Source organism: Herbidospora sp. RD11066 (assembly GCF_054661255.1).
This window is the reverse complement of record NZ_BAAGDO010000001.1, coordinates 1,057,832-1,076,303: the sequence shown is the minus strand read 5'-3', so window position 1 is coordinate 1,076,303 and position 18,472 is coordinate 1,057,832. Positions and strand designations below refer to the sequence as shown.

Annotated in this window: 15 protein-coding genes and 1 pseudogene; 6 read left to right on the top strand and 10 right to left on the bottom strand. The window is 70.2% G+C overall.

Going from position 1 to position 18,472, the window contains the following annotated elements:
- Nucleotides 1–17: 17 nt before the first annotated feature.
- Entirely contained in the window at nt 18–926 is a 909-nt protein-coding gene (locus ACYQ78_RS04910) for an STM4015 family protein (RefSeq protein ID WP_459799451.1), read from the bottom strand.
- Nucleotides 927–1,012: 86 nt separating this feature from the next.
- A complete protein-coding gene (locus tag ACYQ78_RS04905) occupies nt 1,013–3,181 on the bottom strand; it encodes a hypothetical protein (RefSeq protein ID WP_459799450.1) in 2,169 nt (722 codons plus the stop codon).
- 264 nt (nt 3,182–3,445) lie between these two features.
- Between ACYQ78_RS04905 and ACYQ78_RS04900 the strand changes: the two genes are divergently transcribed.
- Nucleotides 3,446–4,810, top strand: a complete 1,365-nt coding sequence (locus ACYQ78_RS04900) for an MFS transporter (protein ID WP_459799449.1) — start codon at nt 3,446–3,448, stop codon at nt 4,808–4,810.
- Here the strand turns inward: ACYQ78_RS04900 and ACYQ78_RS04895 are convergent.
- The 5 genes from ACYQ78_RS04895 to ACYQ78_RS04875 form a co-directional block, all read right to left on the bottom strand.
- Complete coding sequence (locus tag ACYQ78_RS04895) at nt 4,807–6,072, bottom strand: FG-GAP-like repeat-containing protein (RefSeq protein WP_459799448.1); 1,266 nt, start codon at nt 6,070–6,072, stop codon at nt 4,807–4,809. The two genes, ACYQ78_RS04900 and ACYQ78_RS04895, sit on opposite strands and share 4 nt — an antisense overlap.
- Entirely contained in the window at nt 6,069–7,583 is a 1,515-nt protein-coding gene (locus tag ACYQ78_RS04890; protein WP_459799447.1) for an alkaline phosphatase D family protein, read from the bottom strand. The genes ACYQ78_RS04895 and ACYQ78_RS04890 overlap by 4 nt, the downstream gene beginning before the upstream one ends.
- 113 nt (nt 7,584–7,696) lie before the next feature.
- Nucleotides 7,697–9,724 carry a tetratricopeptide repeat protein gene (locus tag ACYQ78_RS04885; protein WP_459799446.1) on the bottom strand — a complete coding sequence of 676 codons (2,028 nt, stop codon included), beginning with the start codon at nt 9,722–9,724 and terminating at the stop codon, nt 7,697–7,699.
- Complete coding sequence (locus tag ACYQ78_RS04880) at nt 9,717–11,498, bottom strand: HSP90 family protein (protein ID WP_459799445.1); 1,782 nt, start codon at nt 11,496–11,498, stop codon at nt 9,717–9,719. The genes ACYQ78_RS04885 and ACYQ78_RS04880 overlap by 8 nt, the downstream gene beginning before the upstream one ends.
- 21 nt (nt 11,499–11,519) lie before the next feature.
- Complete coding sequence (locus tag ACYQ78_RS04875; protein ID WP_459799444.1) at nt 11,520–12,338, bottom strand: hypothetical protein; 819 nt, start codon at nt 12,336–12,338, stop codon at nt 11,520–11,522.
- A 69-nt stretch (nt 12,339–12,407) separates the two neighbouring features.
- On the opposite strand from ACYQ78_RS04875, the pseudogene ACYQ78_RS04870 reads away from it, so the two are divergent.
- Both ACYQ78_RS04870 and arfB read left to right on the top strand, forming a co-directional pair.
- Nucleotides 12,408–13,439: pseudogene (locus tag ACYQ78_RS04870) on the top strand (RNA-guided endonuclease InsQ/TnpB family protein); the annotation flags it as partial.
- A gap of 11 nt (nt 13,440–13,450) precedes the next feature.
- Nucleotides 13,451–13,846, top strand: a complete 396-nt coding sequence (gene arfB, locus ACYQ78_RS04865) for an alternative ribosome rescue aminoacyl-tRNA hydrolase ArfB (RefSeq protein WP_459799443.1) — start codon at nt 13,451–13,453, stop codon at nt 13,844–13,846.
- On the opposite strand, the gene ACYQ78_RS04860 is transcribed toward arfB, so the two are convergent.
- Nucleotides 13,843–14,457, bottom strand: a complete 615-nt coding sequence (locus tag ACYQ78_RS04860) for a hypothetical protein (RefSeq protein WP_459799442.1) — start codon at nt 14,455–14,457, stop codon at nt 13,843–13,845. The two genes, arfB and ACYQ78_RS04860, sit on opposite strands and share 4 nt — an antisense overlap.
- 40 nt (nt 14,458–14,497) lie before the next feature.
- Entirely contained in the window at nt 14,498–15,277 is a 780-nt protein-coding gene (locus tag ACYQ78_RS04855) for an HAD-IIA family hydrolase (RefSeq protein ID WP_459799441.1), read from the bottom strand.
- 56 nt (nt 15,278–15,333) lie between these two features.
- Between ACYQ78_RS04855 and ACYQ78_RS04850 the strand changes: the two genes are divergently transcribed.
- Nucleotides 15,334–16,353, top strand: a complete 1,020-nt coding sequence (locus ACYQ78_RS04850) for an LLM class flavin-dependent oxidoreductase (RefSeq protein ID WP_459799440.1) — start codon at nt 15,334–15,336, stop codon at nt 16,351–16,353.
- Here ACYQ78_RS04850 and ACYQ78_RS04845 read toward each other — a convergent pair.
- Nucleotides 16,346–17,242, bottom strand: a complete 897-nt coding sequence (locus ACYQ78_RS04845; protein ID WP_459799439.1) for a TIGR03619 family F420-dependent LLM class oxidoreductase — start codon at nt 17,240–17,242, stop codon at nt 16,346–16,348. The genes ACYQ78_RS04850 and ACYQ78_RS04845 overlap by 8 nt on opposite strands.
- A 25-nt stretch (nt 17,243–17,267) precedes the next feature.
- On the opposite strand from ACYQ78_RS04845, the gene ACYQ78_RS04840 reads away from it, so the two are divergent.
- Together ACYQ78_RS04840 and ACYQ78_RS04835 are read left to right on the top strand one after the other, a co-directional pair.
- A complete protein-coding gene (locus ACYQ78_RS04840; protein ID WP_459799438.1) occupies nt 17,268–18,101 on the top strand; it encodes a phosphotransferase in 834 nt (277 codons plus the stop codon).
- A gap of 27 nt (nt 18,102–18,128) precedes the next feature.
- Nucleotides 18,129–18,413 carry a TFIIB-type zinc ribbon-containing protein gene (locus ACYQ78_RS04835; RefSeq protein ID WP_459799437.1) on the top strand — a complete coding sequence of 95 codons (285 nt, stop codon included), beginning with the start codon at nt 18,129–18,131 and terminating at the stop codon, nt 18,411–18,413.
- Nucleotides 18,414–18,472: the final 59 nt, after the last annotated feature.

Genomic DNA, 18,472 nt, shown 5'->3' with positions numbered 1-18,472 from the left:
CAGAATGCACGGACAAATCACTCGGCAACAGCGACATATGGGGTCACTTCCACCCCATCGGACCAGTCGCCGGCCCGTTCGAGGTCGAGGTCGACACCGGGCAGCGCCTTCTCCAGCCGGTCGATCATGGCGCGGCTGAGGAAGTTGTGGTGCAGGTCGAGGGCGCGCAGATGGGTGAGCGGCTGACCGCCCAGCAGGGCCTCGGCCCCCACATCGGTCAGCTCGCCGATCGACAGCGCGAGGGACTCCAGGCGGGCCACGATCGGGGCGGTGGAGACCTGGGCGGCGATCTCGTCCTGGCGCTCGCTGTTCTGCAGGCCCAGATGGCGCAGTGACGGGAGCCGCTCTCCGGTCAGAAGGGGTTCGAGATCCTCGGCGGTGTGGTCGCCGCCGTATTCCCGGATGCCGAGCCAGAGCTCAAGGTGTTCCAGCGCGGGCAGGTCGCTGGCGCCGATCGATCGGACCAGTTCTCCGGGCATGCAGCCGCTCTCGATCCGTAACATCTTGAGCGCTTCGTGCCGGAGGGGTCCGAGGGCGAGCTCTTCGGATCCGTAGCGGATCTCCAGCCGTTCGAGGCGGGGGAAGGCGGCCAGCAGCGGATTGAGGTCACATTGCGTGATCCAGGTGATCTCATATTGCTCGGGGCCGGCCGCGCCCAGGAACAGCGCCCGCAGTTCGGGCAGGCGGTGGGCGTTGGCGGCGAGGATCGCGTAGTCACCTTCGGGATCGTCGGCACGCCCGCAGACGAGGGCCCGGACCCGCCGGGTGTCGACCTTGTCGAAGAAGGAGGCCATGAGCCCGCGGTAGTCGAGATTCAGCCACCACGCCTCCGCATCGGAATCGATGGCCATGCCTGATTCGTAGTGCGCCACCTCGTATCCGGCGTAGTGGTGGTCGTGGGTTTCCCATCCCGGCGGCGTGCGCATGACGCCAGTTCCTACCAGGCCCCGCCGACAGAAACGCGGACCGGCTGCTCCGGAGCCCCCCGGAGCAGCCGGTGTTCATGGCGCGATCAGCCGGGCTGCTTCACGCCGTTCACCGTCAGGGTGTACGGCGCGTACTGCTGGCCCGTCTCGGTCGGCTCGTCGTAGGCGACGATGGCCACGATCTTGGTGAACGGCCGGGCGAGCAGGAGCTCGAGGCGGTTCAGGTTGATCGTGCCCTTGCCGTTGAACTCGACCTGGGCGGCCACGTGGTGCTTCTCGTCGAGGCCCACCAGGCGGACGTTCCAGTTGTGGACGGCGGTCGGCTTGATCTCGGTGAACGACTTGAACGGCGTCAGGCTGGAGCCGTCGCTCACCGTGGTGCCGCCGAGGGTGACGTCGTCGACGGACAGGCCGCCCTCGTTGACGCCGCCGTCGGAGACGTACTGGAACCCGAGCAGGACGCTCTGGCCCGCGTAGGCCGACAGGTCGAAGGTGTGCGGTTCGAAGCCGGTCGTGGCGCCGTTCAGCGACGGGCCGAGCGGGCCCGGGACCGTCTGGTCGCCGGCGACGGGGGTGTAGGTGCTGCCGCCGTCGGTGGAGACGACGACGTAGCCGTAGTCGTAGCCCTCCTCGGCGCCGTACTTGGCGAGCAGGCGCAGGGTGGGGTCGGCGGCCGGGACGGTCACCTGGGTCACGGCGCTGACGTTGAGGTTCTCCTCGTTGCCCGACCACAGGACCGGGTTGCCGTTGCGGTCGGGGTCGTTGGAGACGACCGTCCAGGCCAGGGGCAGGGCGGGCAGGCCGGTGGCGCCGGTGAACTTCAGGTTCTTGAGTTCGCTGCCCTTGAAGGGCGTGCCGTTGGCCTTCTGGAGGGTCACGTAGTCGGCGCCGTTGGGGGCGGCTCCGGGGGTGTCGTAGGCGTCGGGGTTGGCGAGGTTGACGGTGGAGCTCAGCGACGCCGAGGTGACGCGTGACTTGGGCACGCCGAGCACGATGCCGGTGCGGCTCTCCACGATCCGGTCGAGGAGCACCATCGACTGGTAGTCGTGCATGACCCGCCAGAGGTCGGCGCCCTCGGCGTCGAGGGCCGCTTCGAGGCTGGCCAGGCCCTGGTGTTCGCCGTCGCGGTGCAGCGTGGACATGAAGTCGGCGCCGTAACGGTCGTACAGGAAGAGCATCATCTCGTAGGCGTTGCCGTAGTCGGCGAGCACCTCGCTCGGCGCGCCCTCACCCCAGAGGGTCAGGGAGTTCTGCGGGCCGCCGCACTGCCTCGGATTGGGGTTGTACGGCGCCTGCACGCTCCCGTAGCCCTGGAAGCAGTAGATGTGGCTGTCGGCGCCCCGCTCGTTGATGGTCGCCTTGGCGTTGACGTAACCGGTGAGGGTCTGGGCGAAGTCCGACAGGCCCTCGTTGATCCAGTTCCCCTCGAACGGGTCGGTGTAGTACATGAGCAGGTGCTGCCACTCGTGCGCGAACGTGCCCTCGTAGGCGTTCGGGCGGGTCGGGCGGCTGGTGCACGGGTCGGCCGTCGGCTCGTCGGGCGGGTTGTCGCCGGTGCGGTGGGCCCAGTCGAAGGCGTCGATGGTCATCACGTTGCGGTCGACGCGCTCGTTGATGCCCGAGGAGAAGAAGCCCGCGATGTACGTCGGGGCCGCCGGGAAGTCGTAGAAGTTGTCGTCGCGGACGTTGTCGATCAGGGCGACGGTGTTGTCGCCCTCGCCACTGTAGTCACCCGGGATGCGGGCGTTCGACCCGTCGCGGTCGGGCGGCGTGGAGAACGCCGCCGTCTCCTTCGGGTACATGTTCGTGTCGAACTCGTTGATGAAGTAGGCGACCTGCGCGTCGGTGACCGTCGTGGAGTTCGGGATCTGCGCACGGCAGTCCCCGGCCGGGAACGACAGATCGTTCGCGACCCACACCTCGATCTTGTCGCCGACGCCGCGCAGCGTGAACGCCTTCGGGAACGGCGCGGGGTTGGGCAGGGTGTCGTCGATGGCCAGCCAGTTGCGGACCGTGCCCACGGGGGGCGTCACGGCCGCCGCGGCGGTCTTCCTGGCCTTGGACGGTTCGTACCGCGTGGGCAGATCGAGCTTCTGGCCCTGGAAGGTGTCGCCGGTCTTGCCGTCCCAGTGCCGGAAGTCGTTCAACGGCGCGGAGGTGGCGGGGGCGGCGGCGCTGGCCGTCGCCGGGAGGAGCGTCACCAGCGGGAGGGCGAGGGCGGTGACTGCTAACGCGATGACACGACTGCGTGTCATGAAACCCCCTTCGGGTGCTGCTGCGGCTGCATGACAGACCGCACTGACACAAAGTGACTATCCGGATGGAGGTAGGGCCAACAAGCATGACATCTGCCAATAAATATCCGTCACTTTGGCGGTAAGCGCCGCTTCCTCACATCACCCGGGGAAAACAGTGAGCGCCGTACCGGAAAAAGAGGAAGCCATTAAGGCACCAGAAATCGCCTGATAGTGGTGCACCCGATGCCGGGGGTACTCACTGCCCGTGACTATGTTGGGGGCATGCAAGCGGTTCAGCTCAGTTCGGCCAAGGGCCGCTGGATTCTCGTGACCACGGTGCTCGGCTCGGGCATGGCGCTCCTCGACGGCACCGTCGTCAACGTGGCGCTGCCCGACCTCGGCCGCGCCCTGAACGCCGACATCGAGGGCCTCCAGTGGACGATCAACGCCTACACCCTGACCCTCGCCGGGCTGATCCTGCTGGGCGGCTCCCTGGGTGACCGCTACGGCCGCCGCAAGATCTTCGCGATCGGCGTCGTCTGGTTCGCCATCGCCTCAGCGTTGTGCGGCCTGGCGCCCAGCATGGAGACCCTGATCGCGGCCCGCGCCCTGCAGGGCATCGGCGGCGCCCTGCTCACCCCGGGTTCGCTGGCGATCATCCAGGCCACGTTCTCGGCGGAGGACCGGCCGAAGGCGATCGGCGCCTGGTCGGGCCTGGGCGGCGTCGCCGCCGCCATCGGGCCGCTGCTGGGCGGCTGGATCGTCGAGACGATCGGCTGGCGCTGGGTCTTCCTGATCAACCTGCCGCTGGCCGTGATCGTGCTGCTCATCGCGATGAGACACGTCCCGGAGACCCGCGACGAAGAGGCCGCCGGCAAGTTCGACGTGCTCGGCGCGGCGCTGGCGGCGGTCGGCCTGGCCGCGCTGACCTACGGCCTGATCGAGATCGAATACGTGCCGATGGTGCTGGGCGTGGTGATCCTGGCCGGGTTCGTGATCGTCGAGCACCACCGGGGCGCCCAGGCGCTGGTGCCGGTGACGATCTTCAGGAACCACACCTTCACCGCCGTCAACGTCGTCACGCTGTTCATGTACGCCGCCATGGGCGTGGTGTTCTTCCTGCTGGTGCTCCAGCTACGGACGGTGTCCGGGTTCTCCCCGTTCGCCGCGGGTTCGGCCCTGGTGCCGCTGACGCTGCTCATGCTGGTCCTGTCGCCCTACTCGGGCGAGCTGGCCCGCCGCATCGGCCCGCGCTGGCCCATGACGGTCGGCACCCTGCTGTCCGGGATCGGGTTCATGTGGATGAGCCGCATCGGGCCCGGCGCCCACTACCTGACCGACGTGCTGCCGCCGGTGACCCTGTTCGGCCTCGGCCTGTCGGCGACGGTCGCGCCGCTGACGGCGACCGTGCTGGCCAGCGCGTCGCAGCGGCAGGCGGGCATCGCGAGCGGGGTCAACAACGCCGTCGCCAGAACCGGCAGCCTGCTGTCGGTCGCGGCGATCCCGCCGCTGGTGGGGCTGACCGGGGAGGCGTACAAGAACCCCGCGCTGTTCGACGCGGGGTTCCAGCTCTCCATGTACGCGTGCGCCGGGATGATGGCGATCTCCGCGCTGATTTCCCTGACGGGAATCAGAATCCGTTTCTAGCCGAGGCCGAATCCGAACAGGCCGTCGCCCTCGGCCAGTTTCTTCCCGTTCTTATTCACGCCCGGATACGAACCCTTTTTCACGCTGCCCCGGAAAAGCGTGATCTCGCCGCGCGTCGGGGCGCCGACGACGAGGTTCCCGCCGACCACCGCGACCGCGGCGCCGAACTCGGCGCCCTTCGGGCCGGGGATGAGCAGGTTGTGGTTCTTGGTCAGGCCGCCGGTCCGCGTCCCGGCGAGCACCTGGACGGCGTTCTCGCCCGGCACGCCGACCACGAGTTCGTCGTCGCCGTCGCCGTTGAGGTCACCCGCGGCCAGGGAGGTGCCGAAGCGGTCGTACATGACGGCGTCCCCGGCCAGGGTGTTCTGGGTCCAGGCCTCGGCGGTGGCCGGGCGCAGGCCGCTCGGCGAGCCGTAGACGACGTCGACGGCGCCCTCGCCGTAGTCGCCGGCCCGCTGGAGCGACGACAGGCCCTCGCCGGGCACGCCGATCGCCAGGTCGTCGTGGCCGTCGGCGTTGAAGTCGCCGGTGGCCAGGGAGGCGCCGAAGGCGTCCCAGCTCTCCGAGAGGCCGTCGATGCCGTAGGTCTCCTGGGAGTAGAGCAGGCGGCGACCCTTGGAGACCAGTGTCACGGTGCCCTCGCCCTGGCGGATGAGGTTGGCGCCGGGGGCGCCGATGGCCAGTTCGTCGGTGCCGTCGCCGTTGAAGTCGCCGGTCGCCAGGGCCTCGCCGAACTGGTCGGTGACGGCGCCGCCCTCGTTCTTGATCCGGCGCAGCTTCGCGCCCTGGCCCCAGACGTAGACCGAGCCGCCGCCGGGGGCGCCGATGGCGAGTTCGTCGTCGCCGTCGCCGTCGAGGTCGCCTGCCGCCAGGGCCGCGCCGAAGCGGTCTCCCCCGCTGCCGGGAAGGGTGACGACCTTCCGGTCCGTGAGGCCGAAGAGGATCTCGACGACGCCGTGGCCGTCGGCGCCGTTCAGCGGCCCGTCGTCCTCCTCGGAGGCGCCGATCGCGAGGTCGGTGCAGCCGTCGTCGTCGAAGTCCCCGGTCGCCAGGGCCGCGCCGAACATGTCGCCCGGTTCGGGGTCGTCCTGGGTGATCGTCAGGGTCTCCCGCAGATCGACGAACACCCGCACCGCGCCCGCTCTGACCTGGCCGTCCACCGTCGCGTAGGGCTGCGCGACGGCCAAGACGCCGGTCGTGGCGCAGGCGGGGGCGAGGCCCACGAGAAGGGGCAGGCTCAGCACCGCGACACCGAAGATCATGCGAACCTCCGCTCACCCGACGGGACGGTGAAACGGGCCGAGGTCTTGGCCGGGGCGCCCGGACGGCTGATGTAGTCGAGGGTGCGGAAGTCGGCGGTCAGTTCCTCGGCCGACAGGCGGGCCAGGATGTAGCCGCGGCGCTGGTCGAGGTACTTGATGTGCGGGTTCTCGGCACGGAGCGCGGACATCCGCTCGGTGTCGCGGTAGCCGTCGCCGTCGCTGGCGATCGAGGTCGCGACCAGCTCGACGCCGACGTTGGTGCTGGGGTCGTCGAAGTCGGTCCGCAGTTCCGCCGCGTGGTGGATGTGCGCGTCGCCGGTGAGCACCACCGGGTTGCTCACCCCCGCCATCCCGCGAAGCAGCTGGTTGCGCTCGGCGGCGTAGCCGTCCCAGGAGTCGAGGTTGACCTCGCGGCCGGGGCCGTACTTGAGGTCCTTCTGGGTCATCACGATCTGCTGGCCGACCAGGTTCCACTGGGCCGGGGAGTCGCGCAGGCCGTCGACCAGCCACTTGTGCTGGCCCTTGCCCAGGAGGCTGCGGCCGTCGTCGAGCCGGTCGTCGCAGCCGGCGCGGACACCGTCTTCACACGCCTGGTCGTCGCGGAACTGGCGGGTGTCGAGCAGGTGGAAGCGGGCCAGCGGGCCCCACGAGACGCGCCGGTTGATGGTGATCGAGGCGCCCTTGGGCACGCTGGCCTTCCGGAGCGGCATGTTCTCGTAGTAGGCCTGGAAGGCGAAGGCCCGGCGCTGGTCGAAGGCGGGCGCGTCGGTCGAGGAGACGCCGGCGGCCCAGTTGTTCTCGATCTCGTGGTCGTCGAAGGCGACCAGCCACGGCGCGACCGCGTGGGCGGCCTGGAGGTCCGGGTCGCTCTTGTACTGGGCGTGCCGCATCCGGTAGTCGGCCAGCGTCGCGCACTTCACGCCGCCCGAGTGGGTGCGGATGTTGCCGAACGGGGCGGTGTAGCCGTTGGGCTGGTACTCGTACATGTAGTCGCCCAGGTGGACGACCAGGTCGGGCTCCTGCTCGGCCAGCCGCTTGTAGGCCGTGTAGTAGCCGTGCTCCCAGTGGGCGCAGGCCGCGATGGCGAACGCCAGGGGCGACAGCGTCGTCGGGCTGGTGCGGGTGCGGCCGACGGGCGAGACGGAGTTCTCGGCGCGGAAGCGGTAGAAGTACTCCCGGCCCGGCTGGAGGCCGCGTAATTCGACGTGCACGCTGTGCGCGGACCTGGCCGAGGCGACGGCCGTCCCATCGCGCACGATGGTCGCGAAGTTCTCGTCTGTGGACACCTGCCACTTCACGTCGATGTCCCGCGAGGGCATCGAACCCCGGCCGTCGGCGCCGTAGGGATCGATCACCAGACGGGTCCACAACACGAAGCCATCAGGGGCGGGGTCTCCCGAGGCCACGCCGACGCCGAAGGGATCGGTCTTCAGGGCGCGCGAGGGGAGAGACGGAAGGGCGGGCGCGGCGGCGGCCAGGATCACGCCGGTGATGAACGATCTGCGCTGCACTCTGACAGTGCAGACGTCCCGTCTGTCGGAATTCTTTTACGCCTCTGACCAGCACGGGAACCAAAAATGAACAGCTGTGGCCGTACCCGTTGTCAATGAACGCCAGGCGTCCGTCAGCCGTCTTCTTCCAGGCCGGAGATGAATGCCTCGATCTGTTCGCACACCTCGTCGTCACCTGCCTCGCGGAAGGCGGCCAGCGCCTCCTCGGCGGTGATCTCCGCCTCGGCGAGCCGCCCGAGCCGCGCGTAGGCCTCGGCCAGCGACAGGCGGGCGTACCGGACCGGCTCCATGGTGCCGACGGCGACGTACTGCGCGACGGCCTCGATCAGGTCGTCGAGCGCCTCGGGGACCATCCCGAGCTGGAGCTTCAGGCCGCCCCGGTCGTGGTGGACACCCGCGCGTTCGGCCTCGGGGGCGTGCGCGATCGCCTCGTCGTAGGCGGCCAGCACCTCGCGGACGCCCTCGTCGTCGACGCCCCGGTTCAGCAGGATGTGGGCGTAGAGGGTGCAGGCGCGGGCCAGGCCCTCACGGTCGTCCTCGGCGCGCAGGGCGTCGCGGGCCAGCAGCGCGAGCTCGGCGTCGCCGCGCAGGTTGGCGAGCAGCAGCAGCCCGGTGCCGGTGGGCGCGGCGGCGGCCAGCACCCGTTCGGCGTCGTCCTCCCGGCCGGCGGCGAGATAGGCGTGGGCGAGCCGGGTGACCGCGTTGGGGTTGTCGAGCCGGGCCGTGGACTCTTCGACCAGCGGCAGGCCCTCGGCCTCCTGGCCGAGCTGGCACAGCAGCAGGCCGAGACGGCCGAGCGAACTCTGGCGGCGGTCGTCGTCGGTGTGCAGGTCGGCGGCGCGCCGCCATTCGGCCAGGGCGCGTTCCATGTCTCCGGCGACCATGGCCGTCAGGCCGCGGCCGTCGGCCCGCCGTGCCTCCAAAGCGGGGTCCTGCGGTCCGGCGTCGTAACGTTCCCACGCGGCTCTGGCCTCGTCGAGGCGGCCGCGCTGCCAGGCCTCCTCGGCCAGGTCGAGCAGCTCTTCCGGGGTGTGCGCGGGCGGCAGGGGCGCGGGCGGGAGCGGCGGCGGGGAGTGCCGGGCGCGGGGGTCGAGCGGCACGTGGTCGGGCAAGGGTTCGGCGGTGAGCCATTCGTCCACGCGGCGGCTCTGTTCTGAGGTGCCGTTGCGGGCGTCGAAGCGGGCCGCGATCTCGCGGGCCTTCGTGGTGAGCGCGGCCTCCTCGTCCGCGTCGCCGGGCTGGGCGTGGCCCTGCTCGCGGAGCAGGCGGAGCAGCAGCGCGCCCGCCGCCGCGAACCACATCGCCGCGCCGGGGCTCGGGGCGCGCTCCAGCAGGCGGCGTTCGCGGCTGAAGATCTCCAGGCCGCGCGCCAGGTTGCCGCTGACCGCGCAGAACCACACGTGGGTGGCGAGCTCCTCGACCTCGTTGGCGTCGCCGCGCATCGCCCGGTAGGCGACGCGGTGGGCGTGGGCGGCCTCGGCGTACCTGCCGGTGCGCACGTAGGCGGGCAGCAGGGTGGTCAGGATGCTCTGCGGCTGTACGTGACAGGTCAGCTCGCCGCTCAGCACCGGCTCGGCCAGCGCGACCGCCTCCTCGTCGCGGCCGCGCAGGGTGAGGTAGAAGGCCTTGGACGTCGGGTCGCACCCCTCGCAGTCGCTGAGGATGTCTCGGGGGGTGGTCGTCCAGCGATGGTAGAGCTCGTCGGCCTGCTCGAAGTCGCCCAGGTGGGCGGCGTGGGCGCAGCGGGCGGCGTGCACGGCGTGCAGGCCGTTGCCGCTCTCGCGGTAGCGGCGCTCCATGTCGTCGAGCATCTGGTGGGTGCGGGCCAGCGGCACCTCGGGGAAGCGGCGCAGGTCGCCGACGATCCACTTGAAGTGCCAGAGCACGTTGTGCAGCGACCAGTCGCCGAAGCCGCCGGGCTCGGCGTCGTGGTCGGCCAGGCAGCGGGCGAACGCCGCGAACGCCTTGGCGTGCTCGGCGCCATATTGGTAGGCCTCGGTGAGCTCCATCCGGACCGCCCAGATGAGGCCCTTGTCGCCGGTCTCCTCGGCCCGCTGGAGCGCCGTCTCCAGCAGCGTGGTCTTCGCCTCGCCGTACGGCAGCGCCTGCGCCTGGTCGATCAGGTCGGCGATCTCATCCATTGACGGCCCAGTCGAGCAGGCCCAGGAACGAGCGGTTGAGGGTGGCGGTGTCGACCGCCCGCATGGGGTGGTGGCCGTGCAGCAGCGCCATGCCGTAGAGCGCCTCGACGGCGGTCGCGGCCAGCGCCGGGTCGGACAGCCGGGTGACCCGGCGCACCAGCGGATTGCGGTGGTTCAACACGAGCTGCGGCTTCTCACCGCCCCCGGCGTCGAGCGCGCCGAGCACGTCGGCCCACATCTCCCCCGCCACCTCGGCGGCCTCTTTGGCCTGGGCGTCGTGGCGGGCGGCCCTGCTGGTCAGATAGAGGGCGGGCAGCGCGGCCGGGTCGAAGTCGCGCAGCACCACCTCGCACCCGAGCGGTGCCAGCGCATTGGCGGCGGTGCCGAGGAAGCCGCGTACCGCCAGTTCGGCCGCCGGGTCGACCGGGGCCATGCGGGTGGTGAGCTCGGCCGGTTCGAGGCGGGACAGCCCGTGGCCGGGCTCGATGCGCGACAGCCGCGCCAGGATGTCGCCGTCGTAGACGTAGCCGCCATTCAGCAGGCCCACGCCCTGGGCCGCGCAGACCCCGGCGAGCTGGCGGAACTCGTCGACGCTCGTGGTGTAGCGCCCGCTGGGGTGGCGGACCCGGAACTGCGCCAGGGTCATCGGCCCGTCGGCGGTCTCGTATTCGAGCCACCGGTCGACCAGCCGCAGCATGTCGTCGTCGTGCAGCGCGAGCGCCTTCACCCCGAGGTGGTGCAGCCGCAGGAAGGCCCGCAGCCGGGCCGGGTCGGTGGCGGCCAGCTTCGTCAGCCAGTCGCGCAGCTGGGTGCCGAGCGCGTCGCGGGTGTGTTCCAGCAGGTCGTCGTCGTAGAGCGCCTCGCGCGAGGCGGTCGGCCGCAGCTCGGCGGCGTCGACCACGACCCGCACGAAGAACGCCCAGTCGGGCAGCAGCCCGGTCAGCTTCTCCGACAGCAGCATGCCCTTGAGGTAGACGCGGTGCGCGTCCCTGGCCCCCGGATTGGCCGGATGCGGCACCACGAACGCCACCCCGGTCAGCCCCGCCTCGGGCACCTCCAGGTCGATCACGTCGAAGGCGGAAAAGCCGAAGAGCTCTCTCCCGTACGAGATGAGCGCCTCCCGCCGCTGCAGCGGCCCGGCGTGGCGGATCTGCCAGGGCGCCCCCGCCCCGGAAACGGGAGTGCCGTCGACGGTCACCTCGACGGGCAGCAGCGACCCGAACAGCGTGGCCAATTCGGTTACGGTCCGCCCGGATGTCCAGACGGCCGCGTCACGCCGGGGACGCAGGGTGACGGTGGTGCCCGGTTCGTCCTTGTGAACGCTCGTCGTGGCGACGTCGTAACTACCGTCCGACCGCCCGATCCATAAAACTGTGGCCCCGCCGGAGGCCGACCGCGACTCGACGTGGATCTCGTCGGCGACGAGGAACCCCGACAGCAGCCCGATGCCGAACTGCCCCAGGAACTCGTGCCGCGCGAACCCCAGCTCGTCGCGCTTGGACGAGCGCCCGATCGTCGCCAGCAGCGTGTGCACCTCGTCCTCGGTGAGCCCGATGCCGGTGTCGTGCACCCGGATCGCGTCGGGCCCCACCTCCACCCGGATGCGTCCGGGCGCCATCGGATCGCCCGCCCGCCGCGCGATGATCGCGTCACAGGCGTTCTGTAACAGCTCACGGACGTAGACCCGCGGACTGGAGTAGAGATGCCGGCTGAGCAGATCGACCACTCCGCGCAGGTCGACCTGAAAGGCCCGGGTCCCTTCGGTGTACGGCACGCGACGACCCTATCGAGCTTTTTACTGCAGAAAGTCCCTCAAATGGGAGTTCAAGACACCACAACCCAGGTAATTCCGGACGGTATGAAAGTCCAGCCAGTCAATGTTGCACTGGTAGTCACGTTCCAGTCCGCCGAACACCGGACGTAACTCGGTGGGAATGGCCGCGATGTCATCCTTGTCGGCGATGTTGATCCACCGCTTCACCCCCGGCGGCTTCGCCCCCATCCCGGCGACGGGAAGCGGCGCCAGCCGCTCGAACACCACGTTCCGCATCCCCAGCGGCGACCCGAGCGTCACGAGCAGCTCGGCCCGAAGGTCGGCGTGCGCCCAGAGCGCCTCGTAGGTCACCACGCTCCCCAGCGAGTGGGCGATCACCACCCGCGGCTTCCGCCGCCGGATCACCTCGGCCACCGCGTCCCGCGAGAGCGACCGCGGCGACCCACCCCCCAGATAGGTCGCCACCTCCGGGCAGAAGTCCTCGGCGAACTTCATCGCCCCGTCGCCGAGCCGGTCGAGCAGCCACCCCGCCAGCCGATGGACGATCGAGGTCAGCGTCTCCCCCGCCGCCACGGCGACGCGGTGGTCTTCGACCTGCCGCATCCAGTCGGTGAAGACCATCTTCTCGGCCGGCGCCATCTTTTTCGGCGGCAGCGGCGCCCCCTTGCGCAGGTGATGGGCGTAATAGGCGACCTCGACCACGGGTGCGGCCGTCAGCCCGCCGTCGTGGAAATAACGGTTCCATTTGGCCCGCATCAGCTCCGCCGCCTTGGCCGGAGAACCCTGCCCCTGCTCGAAGTACTTGTACTTCCCGATGCCGTGCACCCCGACGATCGTCACCCGCCCACAGTGCCGGAAAAACGCCCGGATCGCGACCGCCTCTCTTACCGGGACGGAGGCATCACGCCCACCTACGTGGACACGGCCAAATGGCTCACCACGTGGAAGCAGGATCCGAAGCTGGAATTCCTGCGCGAGGTGTCCAACGTTCCGCTCCAGCAAGCGCTCCGCCAGGAGGGCGCGACACCCGCGTTTCAAGTCCAAGCACAGATCCCGGGCTTCGGCGACCTTCCAGGCCAACGCCCTCCGCTATCGCGACGGTCTGATGTGGCTGGCGAAGATGCCCGCCCCGCTCTCCATCGTGTGGTCACGTCCACTGCCCGAAGGGGCGCAGCCTTCCTCGGTCACCGTGACCAGGGATCCGGCAGGGCGCTGGTTCGTGTCCATCGTCGTACAGGAGAAGATCACTCCTCTCATCGACATGGGAGCGATCGCCGTAGGGATCGATGCCGGGCTGACCCACCTGCTCACGCTACGAACGACGAGATCGCAAGAGCCTCGCCAAAGCGCAGCGCGGCCTTGCCCGCAAGGTCGCGGGGTCGGCCAACCGCCGCAGGGCCACGGCGAGACTCGCCCGCATCCATGCGCGTATCGCCGACCGACGGCGAGATCATCTGCACAAGGTCACCACTCGATTGGTGCGCGAGAACCAAACGCTCGCGATCGAGGATCTGACCGTGCGGAACATGGTCCGAAACCACCATCTCGCACGCGCCATCACCGATGCGTCGTGGCGGACGATTCGCGCCATGCTGGAGTACAAATCAGCCTGGTACGGCCGGGAGCTCTTGGTGGTGGACCGCTGGTTCCCGTCCAGCAAGCGGTGCTCGGCGCGGGGCTGTGGTCACGTCACCCCATCGATGCCACTGAACATCCCGGAGGGGACGTGCGTCTGCGGCGTGGTGCACGACCAAGACGTGAACGCCGCGAGGAACGTCCTGGCCGCCGGGCTGGCGGACAGGTGAAACACCTGCGGAGGGATGGTGAGTCCGGCTCCGGAGCCTTCCGGGGAGGCGCGGCCCGACGAAACAGGAAGGCGACCCGGTGACGGGCGCGTCCTCCCGGTTAAAGCCGTGGAGGGTGAAGTCAACGCACAGCTAATGTGGGGCGGTATGACCGAGATTCCGGAGGCCGAGCTCAGCTGGCGGTTCTCGCGTTCCTCCGGGCCGGGCGGCCAGGGTGTGAACACGACCGACAGCCGGGTCGAGCTCAGCTTCGACATCGCCAACACCGAGATCCTGACCGACGTCCAGAGGGAGCGGGCGCTGACCCGGCTGGCCAATCGGCTGGTCGACGGCGTGCTGACGATCAGCGCGCAGGAGTTCCGCTCCCAGCTCCGCAACCGGGAGGCCGCCCGCATGCGGCTGGCGCAGACGCTCCGCGAGGCGATCGCGCCGCCCGCGAAGAAGCGGCGCCCGACGAAGCCCTCGAAGGGCCAGGTCGAGCGCCGTCTGCAGAACAAGAAGCGCCGGTCCGACGTGAAGAAGCTGCGCCGCGACGTCTCCTAGCGCTCGGTGCGGTCTTCCATCTCCCACACGTGGTCGAGCACGTGCCAGATGATGCGCCGTGAGGCGTAGCGGACCGGCCACTTGTAGTCGTCGCCGTCGAGCGGCCGGGACACCACTTCCAGGAGTCGCGGCCGCATCTCGGCGACCTCCGCCGGCCTGATCCGCACGTCGAGTTTGGCCGCGTAGGCGCGTTCGGCGTTCACGACGTGGGCGACCATCTTGTCGCGGTCGCGTCCGCCGCCGCGCGGGCCTTTGCGCAGTTCCTCGGGGGTGATGCCGACGACGTCGTCGAAGACCTCCCAGGCCGCCTTCATGAGGGCGGCGTTCTTGGCCGCCTCGTCGGCGCCCCAGGGCTCGGAGTCGAGGACGGCCGGAAGCGCCGGGGCGCCGAAGTCGGTGGTCGCGTCGCCGGTGATCTTCTCGGCCACCCGGATCTCGCCCGGTTCGAACGTCAGCCCGGCCCGGTCGGCCACCACGCGGTAGCGCTCCTCGTAGGACAGGAGCGCCTCGATCGCGTCGTCCTCGGTTCTGGCCGACCGGCTCCAGCCCGGCCAGTCGACCGAGTTGGCGAAGACCCGCTTCTTGCCGAGCTCCAGGTAGATCGTGTGCATACCGACCACACTCGCAGGGATTCCTGCCAGGACGTGGCAGCTACACCATGTCGATCAGGTCGGCGACCGAGTTCACCACCTGCGACGGGCGGTAGGGCCAGCGGTCGATCTGGTCGGCCTTGGCCACGCCGGTCAGCACGAGGATCGTGTGGAGCCCGGCCTCCATGCCGCAGACGACGTCGGTGTCCATGCGGTCGCCGATCATCGCGGTCGACTCGCTGTGGGCGTCGATCCGGTTGAGGGCGCTGCGCATCATCATCGGGTTGGGCTTGCCGACGAAGTAGGGGTCGACCCCGGTCGCCTTGGTGATCATCGCGGCCACCGCGCCGCAGGCGGGCAGGTTGCCCTCGTGGGACGGGCCGACGGCGTCGGGGTTGGTGGCGATGAAGCGGGCGCCGTTCTCGATCAGCCGGATCGCGCGCGTTATGTGGGAGAAGCTGTAGGTGCGGGTCTCGCCGAGCACGACGTAGTCGGGGTTGAGGTCGGTCAGGTAGTAACCGGCGTCGTGCAGCGCGGTCGTCAGGCCCGACTCGCCGATGACGTAGGCGCTGCCCTCGGGCCGCTGCCCGGCCAGGAAGTCGGCGGTGGCCAGCGCGGACGTCCAGATCGACTCGGCCGGAACGTCCAGCCCGGCCGACCGCAGCCGGACCGAGAGGTCACGCGGGGTGTAGATCGAGTTGTTGGTGAGCACGAGGAACCGTTTCCCCGAGGCGCTCAGCCGCTTGATGAACTCGTCGGCCCCCGGCACGGGTTGACCTTCGTGGACCAGGACGCCATCCATGTCGGACAGCCAGCACTCGATCGGCTTGCGCTCACTCATGGGGCTAAGCATCGCAGAAGGAAATAAACGGAGTAAGACTCCGGTTAACCGTGTTCATGGACAATATTCGTGGCGTCGCCCGCGGGACGGCCGAGGTCCCGCTGTCGGTTCTGGAGCTCGCGACCGTCGGCGACGGGATCACCCCCACCGAGGCCCTGCGCGGGGCGACCGAGCTGGCCAGGAAGACCGAGGCGTGGGGGTTCCACCGCATCTGGGTGGCCGAGCACCACGGCATGCCGGGTGTGGCCAGTTCCTCCCCGGCCGTGCTGATCGCCCATCTTGCGGCGGCGACCGAGCGGATCAGGATCGGCTCGGGCGGCGTGATGCTGCCCAACCACGCGCCGCTCGTGGTGGCCGAGCAGTTCGGCACGCTGGAGGCGCTGCACCCGGGCCGCATCGACCTGGGGCTGGGCCGGGCGCCGGGCACCGACATGGCGACCGCGCACGCGCTGCGCCGCCGGGCCGAGGTCGACCCCGACGAGTTCCCGCAGCACGTCGCCGAGCTGACCGCCTTCCTCGACGGGACCTATCCGCGGATCCAGGCGATTCCGCGCGGGCGCGAGCGGCCGCCGATCTGGCTGCTGGGGTCGAGCGGCTTCTCGGCCAAGCTGGCGGGGCTGCTGGGGCTGCCGTTCGCGTTCGCGCACCACTTCAGCGCGGCCAACACCGAACCGGCGCTGGAGATCTACCGCACCTCGTTCAAGCCCTCGGAGGTGCTGGCCGAGCCGTACGCGATGATCGGCGTGTCGGCGCTGGCGGCGGACACCGAGGAGGAGGCCCACCGCCAGGCGCTCCCCGGCGCCCTGTCGTTCCTGCGGCTGCGGTCGGGCAACCCCGGCCCGTTCCCGACGCCCGAGGAGGCGGCGGCGTACACCTTCAGCCCGTTCGAGGCCGAGTTCGTGCGCGACCGCCTGTCGAACGTCGCGCTGGGCACCCCCGAGCAGGTCCGCACCGGCCTCGACGAGCTGCGCAAGCGCACCGACGCCGACGAGCTGATGATCACCACGATGACCCACGGCACCGAGACCCGGATCCGCTCGTACGAGCTGATCGCCCAGGCCTACGGGCTCATTTAGAGGGCGCCAGGTTCTCCATCGCCTCCTCGGCCAGGGCCAGGGAGACGGCGGGGTCGGCGTCGGGGGCGCCGAAGGCGGGGTTGAAGTTGAGGTCGTGGAAGATCTCGGTCATGCCCTGGGCGGCGAGCGCCTCGACGTCCTCGCGGATCTTCGCGTAGGGACCGGCGAGCAGCCGTGAGGCGTCGTCGCCGGGCGCGGTGACGCCCCGGCAGACGAAGCGCAGCGCCGACGGGTCGCGGCCGGCCTCCTCGGCGGCCTCCCTGATCGTGGCGATCATGGCGGGGAGGTCGTCGTTGAGCATGCGGCTGGAGCTGATCCAGCCGTCGGCCAGCCGCCCGGCCCGGCGCAGGGCCGCGGGCGCGCCGCCGCCGAGCAGGATGGGCGGCGGCGTCTCGGGCTTCGGGTCCTGGCGGGAGGGCACCACGTCGTAGAACTCGCCGTGGTGCTCGATCACGTCGTCGGTCCAGAACCGGCGCAGCAGCGTGAGGTATTCGTCGGCGCGCTTGCCCCGGCGCTCCAGCGGCACCTTGGAGGCGATGAACTCCTCCTCCATCCAGCCGAGCCCGAGCCCGGCGTCGAGCCGCCCGCCGCTGACCGCCTGGAGCGTGGCGAGCTGCTTGCCCAGCAGCGCGGGCGAGAAGAACGGCAGGTTCAGCACGGCCACGCCGAGCCGGATGCGCGAGGTCAGCGCCGCGACGTAGGCGAGCGAGACGATCGGGTCCTGCACGCTCCGGTAGGCGGCGCCGATGTCGGTGGCGGCCGGATGGAGCAGCCGCTGGAACGTCCAGACCTCGTCGTAGCCGAGTTCCTCGGCGCGGGTCGCCACCCGGGCCATGATCTGGGGCGTCGCCCACGTGCCCGAGACGGGCACACCGAAGCCGATTCTCATGTACGCGACCTTATAGATTGTCCGGGTGCCCCTCCTGGACGACCCGCTGCTCCTCGACGACCTGGTTCGCCACGTGGGCGGCGGCCCGGTGACGGTGCTCAAGGACACCAAGGTGCTCGTCGTCCGCGTCGGCAACGTGGTCGTCAAGGCCCACCCGGTGGAGACCGACGAGGCCGACCTGCGCGCCCGCCTCGCCGTGCAACTCCCCGACGACCTGATGCTCAGCGCCCTGTCGCTCGACCGGATCGGCGACCGCCTGGTCTCGGTGTGGCCCGCCGGGAGGCCCCTCACCCCCGACGACCTCGACGACGCCCCATGGGAACACGCCGGGGAACTCCTCGCCGAGCTGCACCGCCGTCCGGTTCCCGACGGCACCCCGATGATGGGCGCCCCGGCCCGGGTGACCGACGCGGTCGGCCGGCTGCTCCCCGGCGACCTGCCCGCGCTGGCCTATCCCGCCCTCGACCTGACCCAGCGGCGACGGCTGCTGACGCACGGCGACTTCCACCTCGGGCAACTCGTGGAGTACGGCGGCCGGTGGGTCCTCATCGACCCCGACGACCTCGGCTGGGGTGACCCGGTGTGGGATCTGGCCCGCCCGGCCGCGTGGTTCGCCAGCGGCATCCTCGACCCCGAGTCGTGGGACCGGCTGACACGTTCCTACCTGCGGGCCGGTGGCGTCGCGATATCGGGCGACGACATGTGGCGGGAACTCGACGGACCGGCCCGCGCGTTGACCGTCCAGTTGGCGGCCGTCGCGGTGGCCAATGCCCGCGAAGACGGCACACCGCTTGACGACGCGGCGGCGGCTCTGATGTCCTCCTGCGAGAGGATCCTGGCCACACCGCCGCTGTCCTAGAGTGAACGGTGCACGTCACATAAGGAGATGAACCTCATGCAGTGCCCTAAGTGCAGAGGCAACATGCGGACCCTTGACCGCAACGGTGTCCACATCGAGCAGTGCGACAACTGCCGTGGCATCTTCCTCGACTATGGCGAGCTCGAGACGCTGAGCCGCATGGAGAACCAGTGGAACCAGCAGCACTACCCGCCTGCTGCGCCTCCGCCCCCGCCCCCCGCCCACGGCCCCGCCTGGGGTGGCGGCCACCACGGCGGTCACCACTACGGCCACCGCCGCAACAGCTGGGTGGGCATGCTCTTCTCCAGCTGACCCCGAACTCCGGAGAGCCACGTCCCTGTTCCAGGGGCGCGGCTCTCCGCGTTTCAGAA

Coding starts and splice junctions, on each gene's coding strand:
- ACYQ78_RS04900 (WP_459799449.1), top strand. CDS start 3,446: ATGCAAGCGGTTCAGCTCAGTTCGGCCAAGGGCCGCTGGATTCTCGTG.
- arfB (WP_459799443.1), top strand. CDS start 13,451: ATGACCGAGATTCCGGAGGCCGAGCTCAGCTGGCGGTTCTCGCGTTCC.
- ACYQ78_RS04885 (WP_459799446.1), bottom strand. CDS start 9,724: ATGGATGAGATCGCCGACCTGATCGACCAGGCGCAGGCGCTGCCGTAC.
- ACYQ78_RS04835 (WP_459799437.1), top strand. CDS start 18,129: ATGAACCTCATGCAGTGCCCTAAGTGCAGAGGCAACATGCGGACCCTT.
- ACYQ78_RS04845 (WP_459799439.1), bottom strand. CDS start 17,242: ATGAGAATCGGCTTCGGTGTGCCCGTCTCGGGCACGTGGGCGACGCCC.
- ACYQ78_RS04850 (WP_459799440.1), top strand. CDS start 15,334: ATGGACAATATTCGTGGCGTCGCCCGCGGGACGGCCGAGGTCCCGCTG.
- ACYQ78_RS04905 (WP_459799450.1), bottom strand. CDS start 3,181: ATGACACGCAGTCGTGTCATCGCGTTAGCAGTCACCGCCCTCGCCCTC.
- ACYQ78_RS04895 (WP_459799448.1), bottom strand. CDS start 6,072: ATGATCTTCGGTGTCGCGGTGCTGAGCCTGCCCCTTCTCGTGGGCCTC.
- ACYQ78_RS04860 (WP_459799442.1), bottom strand. CDS start 14,457: ATGCACACGATCTACCTGGAGCTCGGCAAGAAGCGGGTCTTCGCCAAC.
- ACYQ78_RS04910 (WP_459799451.1), bottom strand. CDS start 926: ATGCGCACGCCGCCGGGATGGGAAACCCACGACCACCACTACGCCGGA.
- ACYQ78_RS04855 (WP_459799441.1), bottom strand. CDS start 15,277: ATGAGTGAGCGCAAGCCGATCGAGTGCTGGCTGTCCGACATGGATGGC.